General features: G+C 69.7%; 13 protein-coding genes. 4 read left to right on the forward strand and 9 right to left on the reverse strand.

The genetic code is table 11. The annotated features are described in order from the left end of the window. The 3 genes from ABZS71_RS33300 to ABZS71_RS33310 all read right to left on the reverse strand — a co-directional run. Positions 1-1,377 (reverse strand): AAA family ATPase (locus ABZS71_RS33300; protein WP_356216072.1); only part of this gene is annotated, 1,377 nt, incomplete at its 3' end. Between the two features lie 16 nt (positions 1,378-1,393). Beyond that, positions 1,394-2,098 (reverse strand): Flp pilus assembly protein CpaB, encoded by a 705-nt coding sequence (gene cpaB / locus ABZS71_RS33305; protein WP_355855545.1) that lies wholly within the window; start codon positions 2,096-2,098, stop codon positions 1,394-1,396. 26 nt (positions 2,099-2,124) lie between these two features. Then, a complete protein-coding gene (locus ABZS71_RS33310; RefSeq protein ID WP_356216074.1) occupies positions 2,125-3,030 on the reverse strand; it encodes a hypothetical protein in 906 nt (301 codons plus the stop codon). Positions 3,031-3,293: 263 nt separating this feature from the next. Between ABZS71_RS33310 and ABZS71_RS33315 the strand changes: the two genes are divergently transcribed. Continuing rightward, a complete protein-coding gene (locus ABZS71_RS33315) occupies positions 3,294-5,006 on the forward strand; it encodes a glycoside hydrolase family 18 protein (RefSeq protein WP_356216076.1) in 1,713 nt (570 codons plus the stop codon). Between the two features lie 109 nt (positions 5,007-5,115). On the opposite strand, the gene ABZS71_RS33320 is transcribed toward ABZS71_RS33315, so the two are convergent. Next, a complete protein-coding gene (locus ABZS71_RS33320; protein ID WP_356216078.1) occupies positions 5,116-5,958 on the reverse strand; it encodes a serine protease in 843 nt (280 codons plus the stop codon). 126 nt (positions 5,959-6,084) lie between these two features. Here ABZS71_RS33320 and ABZS71_RS33325 point away from each other — a divergent pair, with 126 nt between their 5' ends. Continuing rightward, positions 6,085-7,470, forward strand: a complete 1,386-nt coding sequence (locus tag ABZS71_RS33325) for a M14 family metallopeptidase (protein WP_356216080.1) — start codon at positions 6,085-6,087, stop codon at positions 7,468-7,470. A 65-nt stretch (positions 7,471-7,535) separates the two neighbouring features. Here the strand turns inward: ABZS71_RS33325 and ABZS71_RS33330 are convergent, their stop codons facing one another. Then, on the reverse strand, positions 7,536-7,841 hold the full coding sequence (locus ABZS71_RS33330) for a hypothetical protein (protein WP_356216083.1): 306 nt from the start codon (positions 7,839-7,841) through the stop codon (positions 7,536-7,538). A gap of 119 nt (positions 7,842-7,960) precedes the next feature. Here ABZS71_RS33330 and ABZS71_RS33335 point away from each other — a divergent pair, with 119 nt between their 5' ends. Both ABZS71_RS33335 and ABZS71_RS33340 read left to right on the forward strand, forming a co-directional pair. Further along, a complete protein-coding gene (locus ABZS71_RS33335) occupies positions 7,961-8,779 on the forward strand; it encodes a helix-turn-helix transcriptional regulator (protein WP_356216086.1) in 819 nt (272 codons plus the stop codon). Then, entirely contained in the window at positions 8,769-8,996 is a 228-nt protein-coding gene (locus ABZS71_RS33340) for a DUF397 domain-containing protein (protein WP_356216089.1), read from the forward strand. The genes ABZS71_RS33335 and ABZS71_RS33340 overlap by 11 nt, the downstream gene beginning before the upstream one ends. An 81-nt stretch (positions 8,997-9,077) precedes the next feature. Here the strand turns inward: ABZS71_RS33340 and ABZS71_RS33345 are convergent, their stop codons facing one another. From ABZS71_RS33345 to ABZS71_RS33360, 4 genes are all read right to left on the reverse strand, one after another. Further along, positions 9,078-11,828, reverse strand: a complete 2,751-nt coding sequence (locus ABZS71_RS33345; protein ID WP_356216092.1) for an alkaline phosphatase family protein — start codon at positions 11,826-11,828, stop codon at positions 9,078-9,080. A 6-nt stretch (positions 11,829-11,834) separates the two neighbouring features. Further along, positions 11,835-13,211 carry an ABC transporter permease gene (locus tag ABZS71_RS33350; protein WP_356216095.1) on the reverse strand — a complete coding sequence of 459 codons (1,377 nt, stop codon included), beginning with the start codon at positions 13,209-13,211 and terminating at the stop codon, positions 11,835-11,837. Next, a complete protein-coding gene (locus tag ABZS71_RS33355; protein WP_356216098.1) occupies positions 13,208-14,149 on the reverse strand; it encodes an ABC transporter ATP-binding protein in 942 nt (313 codons plus the stop codon). The genes ABZS71_RS33350 and ABZS71_RS33355 overlap by 4 nt, the downstream gene beginning before the upstream one ends. 629 nt (positions 14,150-14,778) lie before the next feature. Further along, on the reverse strand, positions 14,779-16,251 hold the full coding sequence (locus ABZS71_RS33360; protein ID WP_356216101.1) for a gluconate:H+ symporter: 1,473 nt from the start codon (positions 16,249-16,251) through the stop codon (positions 14,779-14,781). Positions 16,252-16,742 lie beyond the last annotated feature (491 nt).

The following is a 16,742-nucleotide window of genomic DNA, read 5'->3' on the forward strand; positions in this document are numbered from 1 at the left end:
GCCGCCGCGTCGGCATCGCCCGCTGGGCCGCCGCCGTCGCCGACCTGCGCGCTCGCCGCCTGGAACTGACACGAGCGGCATTGCAGGAGAACGGCGCCGCCGCAGCCCCGGCAGCGAGCGGTCGCCGGCGCCGGCCGCGTGGCCGCCGCCACGGTGCGCGGCCCGGGCGGCCCGGCGGCCACCGCCGCCGCCTCCCGGGGGCGCCGCGTCCACCAGCCCCAGTTCCCCGGCCAGCCCCCACAGCGCCTGTTTGACGGCCGACTTGGCGTCCAGATCCTGCATCCGGCCGGAGTCGACGGCGGGCTGGAGCTCCTTGAAGCCGGCCGGGATCGCCGTCCGCGCCACCGTCGTCCCGGTCGCCCGCGCGACCAGCTGCGGCTGGACCTCGGCGCCGCGCGTATGCCGGTTGACGACGGTCACGGTCTCCTCCGCCTTGCGGATCTGGAGCCGGTCCCAGAGCCGGACCATCCGCTTGGCGGCGCGCACCGCGACCACGTCCGGGGTGGTCACCAGCAGCGCGACGTCCGCGAGTTCGACGGAGGCCGCGCCCGCCGAGGTCATCTGCGTGCCGCAGTCGACGACGACCAGCTCGAAGCGCGACCGCAGCGCCGCGATGACCTGCCGGGCCGTCCGGTCGGTCACCTCCTCGCCGCGCTCGCCCTCGCCCGGTGCGAGCAGCAGCCCGAGGCCGGTCTGATGGGTGAAGACGGCGTCCTGGAGCACCCGCGGGGAGATGTCGCTGATCTGCGCCAGATCGGCGATCGACCGCCGGAACTGGACATCGAGGTACGAGGCGACGTCCCCGGACTGGAGGTCCATGTCGACGAGCGCGACCTTGCGCCCCGCGGCCCGCGCCGCGAGCGCGAGCTGGACGGCGGTGACGGTGGTCCCGACCCCGCCCTTGGCGCCCGCGACCGCGACCACCTTTCCGCCGGGGCCGGTCGCCGGCGCGTCGCCGCCGCCCCCGAGGTGGCGCCGTACGCCCGTGGCCCACTGGGCGGCGCCCTGGACGCGGGCCGCCAACTCCTCGTACGAGAGCGGTATTCCGGCGATGCCGCGCGCCCCGGCGTCCATGGCGGCCGAGTACAGCGCGGGCCCCGCGTCCGCCGTGACCAGCACCACGCCCACCGCCGGGAAGCGGAGCGCGATCTCGCGGATCAGCTCCAGCGCGGGCGCCGGGGCGATGCGCTCATGGACGAGGACGACCTCCGGCAGCTCCTCCAGGGAGGCGGCCGCCAGCGCGGCGAGGGTGTCGAGCAGCAGGGTCGAATCGCCCACCGGCGCCGACGGTTCGACACCGGGCAGCTGTCCGAGCAGCCCGCCGAGGGAGCGGGCGGCGTCGGGGTCGCCGACGGCCGGCAGAATTCTGATCGTCACCGCGGCACCTCCTCACTCATTTGTCGCCGTCGAGGGTGTAGGTGCGGTCGCCGGGTGCTATCGAGCCGTCGCCGCCGGGGCCGACCAGCGCGAGGCGCACATGCGAGGCGAAGGACTCGGCGTACGCCACGCGCTGCGCGTTCCTGGTGTCGAGCGCGAAGGTGATCGGCACGGCCTTGTCGATCCGCTGGGAGTCGTCCTGATCCGGCTTCAGGGCGGTGATCCGGCCGAGGTCGAGGACCTCCGCGCCCGCGACGATCAGCTTGGAGACCGGCTCGTCGCCCTGCGCCTTGCCCTCGAAGGTCGCGTAGATATTGACCTTCGCACCCGGGGTGATCTTGCCCGCCACCCCGGTCGACGCGTCGATCATGATGGCGATCTCCTGCTGCCCGGCCTTGAGCGCGGGCCGCTCCACGATCATGTCCTCCTGGAGCAGCGACCCCTTGCGCAGCGTGGTCACCGCGATCTTGCCGCGCAGCGAGGCGAGGTCGGTGACGGCGGTGGAGGGCACATAGCGCTTGGGCATGGAGACCTCTCTGAAGTCCCCCGCCTCCAGCGCCCTGTAGGGCTCGACATCCGACGTGAGCTTGTACGCGGTGGTCTCGGGGCCGACCTTCGACTCCACGTCGTCGATGACGGACAGCACTCCGGCGAAGGCGCCGACGGCGCACAGGACCGACAGGAGCAGCAGGATGACTCCGCGGCGCTGGCGTGAATTCATGGGGCGGACAACCTCGTTCGGGGACGTTACCGGCTGGTCAGAGCGGGGCGTTGGGTCGGGAGCAGGGCGGGGATGTCATCGCCGCGCGCCACCGGGCAGGAGCAGAAGGCGCAGCGGTCCCCGATGAGTTCGAAGCCGCACCAGTGGCATTCCTCTCTCCGTACGGACGCCACGAGCTGGTAGAGGACGGAGAGGTCGGGGATGGCCGCCGCGAACTCGATCAGCTTCGGGGTGCCCCACCAGCGCGCCGACTCGGCGGGCAGCGGCACCTCCTCCACGCCCGGTACGCCCCAGGCGGGCGCGAGCGCTCCGGTGACCCAGTCGTCGCGCCCCGCTCCCCCGCCCCCGTAGCCATGGCTGCCCAGCTGCCCTCGTGCGACGGTCATCCGGGTGGCGTATCCGGGCGCCGGCAGCAGGCTCTCGCCGCCCGCCTTGACCAGCCGCGGGGTGGGGTGTGCCAGCACACCGAAGTGCGCGCCCGGCATCCAGGACCTGACGTGTGAGGTGAGGCTGACCGGTACCCGGTCCAGCCTGGCGACGCTGCCGAGCAGCGCGCCCGCGTGGATGTAGTGCGTCAGCAGCCGGGCGGCGCAGGCCAGGACCCCGGGGCTGAAGTCGGAGACGGACAGCTGGCGCAGTTGACGGGCGAGCACGGCGACGGCCAGCGGGGGCAGGTCGAGCGGCATCAGCGCCATCCGGTCGCTCTCCAGGACCGCGCGCACGGTGTGCAGTCTGCGCACGACGGGCGGCGGGGCCGCGGCGGGACAGAGCACGACGAGATAGCCCTGCTGGTCGAGGAGGGCCCCGACCTCGGCGAGCGCGTCGTCGAGCGACTGTGCGTCCGGCGGGCGGAGCACTACGCCCGCCGGGGTCTGCCCGTCGGGCGGCGGAAGCACCAGCTCGCGGCCGGTGACTGCTATCGCGGTGGGCACGTCGGCTACCCCGTCTCACATCGGCGCCGAGCGGCGGCGGCCGCAGGTCGGTGCTCCCCCTGGGTCTGGTGCATCGTCACTTTATCCACGAAAGCCGCGGGAGAGAACAGTTCCCCAGAGTTACGGTCCGCTGCTCCGTGCGGGCGCGCGCATCCTCTTGACAACCCTATTGGTCTGGACCATTTTACGTTTACGCGGTGGCCACCGTCCCCAAGCTCCTGCTTCACGCCAACTTCCCCCTGCATTCCCCCACGGAGGCAGTCATGGACCGTGCCCCCCGCATCCCGAGCACCCGGCTCAGACGCCGGTTCGGCCGGCTCACGAGCACGCTCGCGGCCACCGCGCTCGCCGCCACCGGCCTCGTCCTCGCGGGCGGCTCCACCGCCGGCGCGGCCGACCCCAACCTCGCCCAGAACCCCGGCTACGAATCCGGGCTGAGCGGCTGGACCTGCTCGGCCGCGAGCGGCACGACGGTCACGAGCCCCGTTCACGGCGGCTCCGCCGCGCTCAAGGCCACCCCGGCGGGCTCGGACAACGCCCAGTGCGCGCAGACCGTCGCCGTCAAGCCGAACTCCTCGTACTCGCTCAGCGCCTGGGTCCAGGGCAGCTATGTCTACCTCGGCGCGAGCGGGACGGGGACCACGGACGTGTCGACGTGGACGCCGTCCACCTCGGGCTGGCAGCAGCTCACCACCAACTTCACCACCGGGGCGAGTACGACCTCGGTGACCGTCTACACCCACGGCTGGTACGGGCAACCCGCCTACTACGCGGACGACATCAGCCTCACGGGGCCCGGCGGCGGCAACCCCGGCGACCCCGTACCGGGCGCGCCGAGCGGGCTGAGGACCGGCACCGCGACGTCCTCGTCGATAACCCTGTCCTGGAACGCCGTCAGCGGCGCCACCGGCTACGACGTCTACCGCGACGGCACCAGGGTGCAGGCGGTCAGCGGCACCTCCGCGACGGTGACGGGCCTGGCCGCCGCCACCTCCTACCAGTTCCAGGTGACCGCGGTCAACGCGACGGGCGAGTCCCCCAAGTCGTCCGCCGTCACCGGCACGACCACCTCGGGAAGCGGCGGGGGCGGCGGCTCCGTGCCCCAGCACGCCGTCACCGGCTACTGGCAGAACTTCGACAACGGCGCCACCGTGCAGAAGCTGCGCGACGTCCAGGATCAGTACGACATCATCGCCGTCGCCTTCGCCGACGCCACCGGCACCCCGGGCGGCGTCGGCTTCACCCTCGACCCGGCCCTCGGCTACGGCAGCGAGCAGCAGTTCAAGGACGACATCAAGGCCAAGCAGGCGGCGGGCAAATCGGTCGTCATCTCGATCGGCGGCCAGAACGGCACGGTCTCCGTCAACGACTCCACCTCCGCCAACACCTTCGCGAGCTCCGTCTACGCCCTGATGCGGGAATACGGCTTCGACGGCGTCGACATCGACCTGGAGAACGGCCTCAACGCGACCTATATGACCCAGGCGCTGCGCTCCCTGTCCGCGAAGGCCGGGGCGAAGCTTGTCATCACCATGGCCCCGCAGACCATCGACATGCAGTCCACGTCCAGCGCCTACTTCCAGACGGCGCTGAACATCAAGGACATCCTGACGGTGGTCAATATGCAGTACTACAACAGCGGCTCGATGCTGGGCTGCGACGGCAAGGTCTACTCCCAGGGCTCGGTCGACTTCCTCACCTCCCTCGCCTGCATCCAGCTGGAAGGCGGCCTCAACCCGCCCCAGGTGGGCCTGGGCCTCCCGGCCTCGACGAGGGGCGCGGGCAGCGGCTATGTGGCCCCCTCAGTGGTCAACAACGCCCTGGACTGTCTGGCACGCGGCACCAACTGCGGCTCCTTCAAGCCGTCGAAGACCTACCCCGGCATCCGCGGCGCGATGACCTGGTCCACCAACTGGGACGCGGCGAGCGGCAACGCCTGGTCGAAGGCGGTCGGGCCGCACGTCCACGGGCTGTAGGGAACCGTAGGGACCCGGCTGCGCCTCACTCGAACGGCCCAATGGGCTGCGGCCGGCTCGTCCCCCGGCGCGGGGGCCGGCCCCCAGGAGGCCGGCCCCCGCGCCTGCGTCACGGCTTGGGCAGCTCACACCCGGCCAGGCTGAGGTCTACCTTGTTCCCGGTGGTCAGGCACCGGGTGATGCCGTACGTCTCCTGGGCGTAGTTGATGCCCTGGCGGACCGTTGTCTTCCCGGTCTCGTCGACCTCGCACGGGTTGTTGACGGTGCACCGGCCGCCGTCCTCGTTGCCCGTGTTGTTCACGGCCACGACCTTGCCGGAGGCGGGGTCGACGACGGGCGAGCCCGACGTTCCGCCAATCGTGTTGCAGGCGGAGGTGTAGCGGACCGAGTCCTTCCAGGTCCACTCACCTTCCTTAAGACGATATGCGAATCCGTCGATATTGCAGGAGTAGATCTTCTTCCAGTAGCCGGAGACCACATTGATGGCGGAACCCTGGGCCGGGTGGCTGTCGGACAGCGACAGCGCCTTGATGCCGTACCTCGACTGGATCTGGGCATATGTCGAGCTCAGCTGGTACAGCGAGATGTCGGTGTCGGTCATCGTCGCGTACGCGATCTTGCTGGCCCTGAGGGTGCCGGCGCTGCCGCCCGCGCTGGTCAGCAGGGTGAAGCCGCGGGTGGACGGCTGGTCGACGATCACTTCGCCCGCGCTCGGGAAGCCGCTCTCCAGGCAGTGCCCGTTGGAGAGGACGAGCGCGGGGTCGGTGTCGGCGGATCCCGGCGCCCGGACGACGGAGCCGGAGCAGTTGCTGAGCGCCACCGTGCCCGCGAAGGTGACCGCCTTCGGGGACTTGGCGTGGGACGCGGCCGCCGCGGGGGCCGCGCCCGCGCCCGCGAGGGTCGCGCCACCCAGTAACAGGGCCGAGAGCGCGCCGACGAGAGGTCTGGTCATGGGGGGTGTTCCTTCCCTCGATGAGAAGTTCCTTCGGCTTCGACCATTTCCAGCCCTTGACCATGTCATGCGCATGGCCGAACACTGGCGCAGCAGTCGCTCGCCTCTCACCCCCCAGGAGCATTCATGCGACGACGCATCCGCGGCAGACGGGTTACCGCCCTCACCGCCCTGATGACCCTCGCCCTCGCCGCCCCCATCGCAGCTCAGGCCGATGACCCGGCCCCACGGCCGGGCTCCGGACGCACCGCCCCATCGACCGCCTCCCCGGCCACCACGCCCGAGGTCGCGGCCGATGTCGCGGCCGACGAGAGTGTGCGGCAGTACCGGATCGCCGGCCCCGCCACCCCCGCCGACCGCTCCGCCATCGCCGCCACCGGGGTCTCCATCGACGAGGCGGACGCCCGGTCCGTGGTCGTCACCGCCGACGCCGCGCAGGCCAGGCGGTTGCGCGCGCTCGGCTACCGGCTCACCGAGCTCACCGGCCCGCCCGACCGCAGCGAGGGCCGGTCCACGGTGCCCTTCGACTTCCCCTCCGCCGACTCGAAGTACCACAACTACGCCGAGACCAACGCCGAGATCGACGCGGCCATCGCCAAGTACCCCGCCATTCTCAGTAAGCGCGTCATCGGAAAGTCGTACGAGGGTCGCTCCATCGACGCCCTCAAGATCAGCGACAATGTGGCCACCGACGAGAACGAGCCCGAGGTGCTCTTCACCCACCACCAGCACGCACGCGAGCATCTGACGGTGGAGATGGCCCTGTATCTGATGCACCAGCTCACCGACGGCTACGGCACCGACTCCCGGATCACGAACGCGGTCAACGGCCGGGAGATCTGGATCGTCCCCGATGTGAACCCGGACGGCGGCGAGTACGACATCGCCACCGGCTCCTACCGCAGCTGGCGCAAGAACCGCCAGCCCAACTCCGGCTCGTCGTACGTCGGCACCGACCTCAACCGCAACTGGGATTTCAAATGGGGCTGCTGCGGCGGCTCCTCCGGCTCCCCCGGCTCCGAGACCTACCGCGGCCCCAGCGCCGCCTCCGCCCCCGAGGTGAAGGTCGTCGCCGACTTCGCCCGCAGCCGCGTCGTCGGCGGCAAGCAGCAGCTCAAGGCCGCCATCGACTTCCACACCTACAGCGAACTGGTGATGTGGCCCTTCGGCTGGACGACCAGCGACACGACGACCGGCATGACCAAGGACGACCGCGACGCCTTCGCGACGGTGGGCAAGAAGATGGCCGCCAGCAACGGCTACACCCCCGAGCAGTCCAGCGACCTCTACATCACGGACGGCGCGATCGACGACTGGCTGTGGGGCACGCAGAAGGTCTTCGCCTACACCTTCGAGATGTACCCGGCCTCGGCCGGGTCGGGCGGCTTCTACCCACCCGACGAGGTCATCGGCCGCGAGACGAGCCGCAACCGGGACGCGGTGCTCCAACTCCTGGAGAACGCGGACTGCATGTACCGGTCGATCGGCAAGGAAGCCCAGTACTGCTCCTGAGCCGAGGCCGTAGGGCACGCCGCGGGCGCCGTCCCGGCGGGGAAACCCGCCGGGACGGCGCCTCGTCAATCGCCCTGGCAACCGCCGTACGCAGGCAGGCGGGCGCCCCTGCTCTCAGCGACCCGCAACACGTCGCGCAGCGCCTCACACAGCCGATCCGCGAGGAAGCGGAGTTCCCGCGCGTCTGCCTTGGGCTCGCCCAGCAGCTCCCGGGCGTGCCGGAGGAGTTCCTCACCCATGGACATCTGCACGGCCTCGATCGCGTCCGCACGTCGGCTCAACGGGCTGTCCCCGTCGTCCGACGCCAGGTAACACGGCTTGCCGTCGGGGTCCGACCACGGCAGCAGGCGCAGCCCGGTACTCATGTTCATCAGCTCCATTGAGTTACTTCACGCTGTGTGGCGCTTTCCTCACAGATTGGTGGTTGTTCTGGCTACGCTGCTAGCAGGGCGAGCCTGACCACGCACCTTTCAACTCGGGGAGTCAGCCCATGAAGATGGACCGAAGGCCACGCACCCCCAGGGAGAAGTACGGGGAGGAGCTGAGGATCCGCCGCACAGCGGCCGACATGACACAGGAGGCGCTGAGCGAGATCGTGGTGTGCTCGCCCACGCTGATCAGTCACTTCGAGGCCGGGAGGCGGCTGCCGAACCCGGACGACGCGCAGCGGATCGACCAGGCGCTGGGAACGGACGGGTTCTTCGTCCGGTGGCTGGAGGATCTGGAGACGAAGTGGACCGACCACTTCGCGGCCGTGGCCGAGCTGGAACAGCAGGCCACGCTGATCCAGCAATTTGCGCTCACCCTTGTTCCTGGCGTGCTCCAGACTCCCGCCTACGCACGCGCCCTGTTCAGCGCCTACCGACCCAACCACACAGCCGAGGAACTTGACCGGGAAGTCGTCATCCGAACGGAGCGCGCCCGGCTTCTGGATGGCCCGTCGCCTGTCGTGTGGACGCTCCTCGACGAAGCCGTCCTTCGACGCCACGTCGGTGGCTCCCAGGTCATGGCCGAACAGCTGAACAAGATCGCGGACATGGGCGAAGCGGGACGCCTGCGGCTGCACGTACTGCCCTACAGTGCTGGGGCTCACGCACTCCAACAGAGTCTGCTCACGCTCATGAGCTTCAAGGACTCCGCCCCAGTGGGTTACGTCGAAGGCTTCCTCACCGGCAACTTGATGGATGATCCATCTCTGGTGAACGCTTGCCACACCGCCTACGCTCTGGCCCTGAGCGACGCGTTGTCGCACCAGGAGTCACTGGCCCTCGTCAGGGCGGCAGCAGAGGAACACGCGCATGGTCAGTAGTGAGCACACCGTCTCCGACGCGTCCGCCCTCACCGGGTGGTACAAGTCCAGCTACAGCGGCGGTGATCAGGGCGAATGCCTTGAGGTCGCGCGTGGCCACTCCGCCATACCCGTCCGCGACAGCAAAGACCCGCACGGCCCGGCGCTCGTATTCGAGCCGTCCGCGTGGTCGGCGTTCGTCTCCGCCGTCAAGCGCGGGGAGTTCCCCACCACCTGATCCAGGGTGCGGGCCACACCGCAGGTGGGCCCCTGACCGGCGATGATGCCGACCAGGGGCCACCCGAAACGTGAGCCTGCGTCAGCCGTCGTTCTCCGCCGACGGGATATAGGCGCCCGGCACGTCCTGAGGAGCGTAGATCTTCTTCTCACCCGGGTACGGCTTCGCCCAGTTGTGCGTCTCGTACCACGTGAGGTGGTTCATCTGGGCGGGGGGAGCGTAGTCCGGAACGGCGTTGGGACCGGTCAGCCGCTGCTTCGACTTCCACTGGTCCCACTCGGCGGCGACGTTCTTCATGTTCGTCGGCACCGAGGCCGATGGCACGGCCGCCGCCTTCAGGCTCTGCGCCGCGGGGGTGTCCAGACCACAGGACGGCGCGGTCTTCACACCGTCGGTCAGCGAGGTCCGGTTGGGCAGCGCCTTGAACGGCGTGAAGTCCGGGCGCTGGGTGAACGCCGAGGCCATCGGGGTGGCCGCGGTGTCCTTCTGGTTCATCGGCTGGACCCCGAGGATCTGCTCGATGGTCCGCGCCATGTTGATCTGCGAGTAGTAGTGGCTGTCCACCGTGGAGTGCTTGGCCCAGGGGCTGATGATCTGGACCGGGGCGCGGTGGCCGTCGACGTGGTCGAGGCCGGCCTGGGAGTCGTCCTCGACGACGAAGATCGCCGAGTCCTTCCAGTACTTGCTGTGCGAGATCTTGTCGACGATCCGGCCCACGGCGAGGTCGTTGTCCGCGACCTGGGAGGCAGGGCTCACCGGGCCACCGGTGTGGTCGCTGGAGAGCCAGAACATGTTCAGGTTCGCCGGACCGTTCTTCTCGAAGTCCTTCTTCCAGATCTGTGCCCGGTAGACGTCCGGGACGCTGGTGTCGAACTTCGGGAAGCCGTGCACCGACACGTCGTTGAGCGACGGGATCGGCGAGCTCGAGTTCAGCGGGTAGGCGGTGTCCTGACCGGTCGCCGCCATGTTCTTGGTGTCGCAGTACAGGTTCTGCCAGCTGGCGCCCGACGGCTTGGTCAGGAACTGCTGGAACTCACCGAAGTTCCGCACGGACTTGCGGGCCGCCTGCGCACCGGTCCAGATGAAGCCGGTCTTCTGGTGGCCGAGGGCGTCGTCCTCGGTGTCGTAGCTGCGGGTGTACTCACCGGCCGAGGACTCGGTGTACTCCGGGTTGTCGGACTGCATCAGCCAGTTGTGACCCTCGGCGGAGTTGGTGCCGATGTCGTACGTGTTGTCGAACAGGCCGAACTGCTTGGCCAGGGCGTGCTGGTTCGGCGTGACGTTCTCGCCGAACTGGGTCAGCGACGGGTCGCCGTTGCCCTGCGGCATGTCACCGAAGACCTGGTCGTAGGTCCGGTTCTCCTTGACGAGCAGGAAGACGTGCTTGATCGTCGAGGGGTCGCCGAGCTTGACCGGGACCGGCACCGGCTTGGCCGGGGAGCCGTCGGACTTCTTGAGGGACTCGCCGTTCCAGCCGTTCTGCTTGAAGACCTTGCCGGTGTAGGACCTGATCACGCTGTCGTCGGGCAGCGTGAACTTCTGCACGCTCGACGTCGTGTCGTGGGTGCCGTGACCGCCGGTGGCCTTACGGCGGGCGTCGATGCCACGGGTGTTGGAGACGTACACCTCGTTGCCGGAGGTGGTGATCTCCGAGGGGAAGTAGTCCGTGGGGAGCAGGCCGACGTAGCTGACCGGCTCCTGCGCGGAGGTGAACTTGTAGACGGCGACGGCGTTGGCGCGGCCGAGGGTCACCAGCAGATGACCGTCGTCGGTGAGGGTCACCGCGTCGGGCTCGTAGCCCACGTGGGCCTTGGCCCACGGCTGGGTGGAGATGGTCTGGACGACCTTGCCCTTCGCCGTGTCGATGACCGACACGTTGTTGTCGGCGGTGTTGGTGACGAACACCGCGCCGTTCTTGGCGTACACGGCGGTCGGGTGCAGACCGACCTCGATGCTGGAGACCGCGGCGTCCTGGTTCGCCAGGTCGATGACGCTGACCGTGCCGCTGGTGGTGGCAGCGGTCTTCTGGTCGGCGAGTACCTGCGTACCGTACGAGTTGATCGTGGGCTCGCCGGGCTTGGCCGGGCGGCCACCCTCGTTGCTGACGTAGAGCTTGTCGCCGACGACGGTCATGTCGCGCGGGGCGTTGCCCACGGCCCAGCTCCGCTTGATGGTCCCGGTCGCCGCGTCGATGGAGACGACCCGGTTCTGGCCGTTGACCGCGGAGTACACGGTCTTGTCGTCGGCCGAGAACACGGCCTCGCCCACCAGGGCGTGCTTGGAGCCGTCCGCCGGGATGGCGACGGTCCGCGGGCTGGAGACGCTGCCGTCCGCGTTCACGGTGAACACGGTGTAGCCGTCCGGCTGGCCCAGCCACAGCTGCTTGCCGTCGGGCGAGTACGTCGGGCCTTCCTGGCCCACGTTGTTGCTGCTGATGCGGGGGTTCGACGACGCGGCGTTGCTGACGAGCTGCTGCGTCTTCCAGTTCTTCAGGTCCACGATGGCCAGGGCCGCGCCACCGTCGGTGACCGAGGCGGCCATGTGCGTACCGTCCGGGCTGACCGAGGACGACATGATCTTGCCCTGGTTGATGACAAGTCGGTCGCCGTACGGGGCGATGTACTGGTTGCTGGAGACGACCTGGCCATTCTCGGTGACCTGACCGACCTGGTCCGTGCCGAACTGGTGGGTCTGCGCGAGCGCCGTGCCGGCGGCCACGAGGGCGACAGCGGTGGTGCCCGCCGTCAACAGCGGTATGCGGCGGCCGATGCGTCTGCTGATGAGGCTGATCCGAGCTTCCTCGACGAGTTTGCGGCGGCGAGTTACCTGCATTGAGGGTTATCCCTTCGGGGTGGTGTCGAGCAGTTCGACGTTGCCGTCGAACTGCCACAGCGGGTTCGGTGCGTCCCCATCGGGGGTCCGCACCAGGAAGTAGCCGTTCACTTCCTTCGGTCCATCGCCATCGGCCATGAACCGCCCGTCCGGAGTCACGTCGAGTTGGTAGATGGCCTGTCCTGTGGCCTCGACGCCGGGAAGATGCCAGGTCACGACGCAGCGCCAGTCGTTGCCCGGGCCTTCCGCCGCGACCCTGGTGCTTCCCTTGTTGCACGACGCCGTGGCCTTCAACTGAGCCTCGGTGACGGCGGGTCGGTTGAGTTGGTCGGTCTGCATGCGGTACAGGTGCGCGAACGCCGTGGCGAGCGAGCGCTGCACCTTGTCCTGCTCGATCCCGGAGCCCGTCGCCGGGGTCGTCGCGGCGACGACCGCGAACGACGCGGCGGCCACCCCGACGAGCGGCAGGACTCCGACGGTGATCGCGCGGCGGCCCGAACCGTCGTGGGCCAGGTTGGTGAAGTCGCGCCGTACGAAGAGCACATACGCCAGCGCCGTCGCGACCACGGCCCACACGAGGCTGACGACGATGCCAATCAGCAGCGGGCCGAGTTGCCGGGGGCTGGTGAACAGACCGTTCCAGGAGGTGAGGGCGTAGCTCGGCAGGGCGACGCGCACGGCCACCGGAAGCGGCAGCATCTGGGCGACCGCCATCGCGAGCGAGACGAGCACGGGCACCAGCAGCCCCATCGGGGACCGTCCCAGCGTGACCGACCCGAGGAAGCCGAGTGCGGCGAGCGCCAGGGTCGGAGCGAGGACGCAGACCCAGGAGAGCAGGACCTGAACGGCGGCGTCCGACGGTGCCAGGAGATGGCCGTCGAGACCGACCAGCGGCTGGTTGCCGACCACGAGGAGGCCGCCGACGGTGCTGGAGACCGCGAGCCCGGCCACGAGCAGCAGCAGGACGGTGAGACTGGCCACCGCCTTCGCCACGAAGATCCGCCGAGGCGAGCGGACCGCGACGAGCAGATGGCGCCAGGTGCCGAGCCGGTCCTCGGAGGCGAACACATCACCGGCCACGACCGAGGTCAGCAGCGGGAGCGCCCAGGTCCCCGCGAAACCGAGCATCACCAGCGGCCCGGCCCACCCGGAGGCGAGCATCCAGCGCCCGAAGAGGGTGTCGACGGGAAGCGTGCTCTGCTGGCTCACCCCGGCGACGAAGAGGGCGGGAACGATCCAGCAGGCGAGGACCAGCAGGCGGATCCGCCACTGGGAGACGAGCTTGACGAGCTCGAAGCGACAGGCGCGGGTGACGGGGACGCGACGGCCCCCGGTCACCTGCTCGTGTTCCTGTTCCCGGCTCTGGGTGAGGGTCGCGGTCATCTGCCCGCCTCCTGCTGCTCGGTGAGGGCGAGAAACGCGGTTTCGAGCGGCGACACCACGGGAGTGAGTTCGCGCAGCGCGACGCCCCTCTCCACGAGCCGCACCACGAGTTGGTCGAGGGCGGGCACCAGGGCGCGTACGACGAGCAGTTCGGCGTGCCGCCGTACCCCGGCGTCGTCGACGACCTGGATCCCCGGCGCGTCGTCCGCCAGCCGGCGCGCGGCCTGCGGCTCGGAGGTGAGCAGCCGGTAGTCGAGTTCACGGTTCTCGGTGGCCAGCTTGGACAGCGGGCCGGAGAAGACGACGCGTCCGGCGGCGAGGATGGTCACCTCGGAGCACAGCGCCTCGAGGTCGTCCATGTTGTGGCTGGAGAGCACGACGGCGGTTCCGTCGGCCGCGAGCCGGTTGAGGACACCGTGCACGTGCTTCTTGCCCGCCGGGTCGAGGCCGTTGGACGGTTCGTCGAGCACGAGCAGCCGGGGCTTGGTCAGCAGGGCGGCGGCGAGCCCGAGCCGCTGGCGCATGCCGAGGGAGAAGCCGCGGGTACGGTCGTCGGCGACATCAGTGAGACCGACCTCGGCGAGTACGTCGTCGATCCCCGCCGTGCGCGCGTCGTGGCCGCGGAGTGCGGCCAGCGCGGCGAGGTTCTGCCGTGGGGTGAGCGAGGGGTAGAGAGCGGGGCCGTCCACGAAGCCGGCGACACCGTCGGGAGCGTCGAGTGCCCGCTCGACCGGTGTACCCAGGACCTCCAGGCGACCGCTGTCGGCCACCGCGAGCCCCAGCAGAAGGCCGAGCAACGTCGTTTTTCCGGCGCCGTTCGGTCCGACCAGGCCGTGGATCCGACCCTGCGTCACATCAAGATCGATGCCGTCCAGGGCGACGACATCACCGAAGCTCTTCGTGATACCGCGAGCCCGGATTGCGCGGAGTTCTTCCATGGGTCCCTTCCTTCAAATGCCTCAAGGACCCTATGGATTGATCATGCCGCTCATGGGGATGGAGAGTTGAATGTACGTAGAACATGAAACGACTTGGCATTCGCGACGTCACCGCCGAGCGGGAGCCGTCCCTGTTTCGACCAGCATTCTTTGCTAACACTTGAGCAAAATTGGATGCTCCCATGAATGAGTTGCAATGGTGAATGTTGCGGTGAATGCCAACTGGGCACGGAGCGGAATTGCTTGCTTCGGCGTTGTCGTGGCGAACGCGGCTTCTTCCGCACCTCTGACGGGGCGGTCGTGGACCCCGACGTCAGGATCGACACGCCGCTGCCCGTTGGCACCACGGTCACGATGCAGCGGACCGGTAGTGCTCACCCGCCGGCGGCTACGGACCGTAGTCCCCTCCACGGCCCGACCAGTCCCATTGAGCAGTTCCTTCCGCTTGGAGGGTCACTTGGTAGCCGAGTTGGTTGAGCCGGCTCACCAGGCGTCGGGGCTGCCTGGCCCGGCCGGTGCGTTCGCGAAGTTCGCGCACCCGCCACCCCACTCCCCACCGCCGAAGCGACGGCCCCCGAATCTGGGCGGTTTCCGCCGATCGGGGGCCGTCGTCATGCGGGCGCCGTCCGCTAGATGACGATGCTCAGCAGGGCCGCCACCACGAAACCGGCCACGGACAGCACCGTCTCCAGGACCGTCCAGGACTTCAGCGTGTCGCTCTCGGAGATGCCGAAGTACTTCGCCACCATCCAGAAGCCGCCGTCGTTGACATGCGAGGCGAAGATCGAGCCCGCCGAGATGGCCATGATGACCAGCGCCAGATGGGCCTGGGAGTAATGGCCCTCGGAGAGCATCGGGGTGACGATGCCCGCCGTCGTGACGATCGCGACCGTCGCCGAGCCCTGGGCCACCCGGAGCACCACCGAGATCAGCCAGGCCAGCACGATGACCGGCAGGCCCGCGCTGTCGAAGGCGTCGGCCAGGGCCTGGGCGACACCGCTGCCCTTGAGGACCGCGCCGAAGACCCCGCCCGCGCCGACGACCAGGAGGATGTTGCCGACGGGCTTGAGGGAGGCGGTGGAGACGGTCTCCAGCGACTTGCGGGACCAGCCGCGCCGGATGCCCAGCAGGTAGTAGGCGAGGAACAGGGCGATCGTCAGCGCCACGAAGGGGTGGCCGAAGAACTCGATGACCGAGCGGCCGGTGCTCGGGTCCAGCGCGACGGAGGAGAAGGTCGCGCAGAGGATCAGGACGAGCGGGGTGCCGATGATCGCGAGCACCGTGCCCACCGGGACCGGCCGCTCGGCCGGGCTGACGCCGGAGGCGCGCTGCTGGGCCGCGACCGCCTCCCGGGACTCCTCGGCCGCCTCGACCATGTCCTGCGGTACGGGGACGAAGATGCGCTTGCCGATCCAGGCGGCGTAGCCCCACGCGGCCAGCACCGACGGGATGCCCACGACGATGCCTATCAGGATGACCCAGCCCAGGTCGACATGGAACAGTCCGGCCGCGGCCACCGGGCCGGGGTGCGGCGGCAGGAAGGCGTGGGTCATGGACAGGCCCGCGAGCAGCGGCATCGCGTAGAGGAGGATCGACTTGCCGCTGCGCTTGGCGGCCGCGTAGACGATCGGCGCGAGGACGAAGATGCCGACGTCGAAGAAGACGGGTATGCCGAAGATCAGGCCGGTGAGCCCCATGGCGAGCGGCGCCCGCTTCTCCCCGAAGAGGCCGAGCAGCCGGGAGCTGAGGGCCTCGGCGCCGCCGGAGACCTCCAGGATCGCACCGAGCATCGTGCCGAGGCCGATGATGATGGCGATGTGGCCGAGGATGCCGCCCATGCCGGTTTCGATGAGCGAGACGGCGTCGGACTTCTGGACCGTGCCGAAGAGTTCGGTGACCGACAGGCCGGCGGCCAGGCCCACGGCGATGGAGACGCCCAGCAGCGCCACGAAGGGCTGGAGCCGGACCTTGATGATCAGGTAGAGCAGAAGCGCGATGCCGAGGGCGGCGACGGTCAGCAGACCGGTGGTGCCGTGGATGAGCGCGAGAAGGCCACCCGTGTGGGGTGGGGTCTCGGCAGCGGGGGCGGCCGCGAGCAACATGGGGAACTCCGGTATCCGGGTAGGGGGAGCGCCGCACGGCGGAGGGCCGCGCGGTGGGGGAGCCTGTGTGCGGGTGATCAGAACTCTGACTTCCGGCGACGTGGGGGGTGGAACCCGCGGCGGGCGGGGGCTGACCAGAGGGCAACGGGGGATGTGCGCTCGGGGCCCTGCCCGCCGCGGGGGCTGGAGGGGGGACGGCTGGGGGCACCTCCCAGCGGTAGCTGGGGGCGAGCCGAAGGGGCGCACCGCCGCCGACCTCGCCTCAGTGCCCCGGCTGGGAGCACCTCCCAGCGGTAGCCGGGGGCGAGCGCCCCCGCCCACCTCGCCTCAGTGCCCCGGCTGAGGGCACCTCCCAGCGGTAGCTGGGGGCGAGCCGAACGGGCGCGCCGCCGCCGACCTCGCCTCAGTGCCCCGGCTGAGGGCACCTCCCAGCGGTAGCTGGGGGCGAGCCGAACGGGCGCGCCGCCGCCGACCTCGCCTCAGTGCCCCGG

Source organism: Streptomyces sp. NPDC005393, assembly GCF_040606675.1.
Classification (GTDB): domain Bacteria; phylum Actinomycetota; class Actinomycetes; order Streptomycetales; family Streptomycetaceae; genus Streptomyces.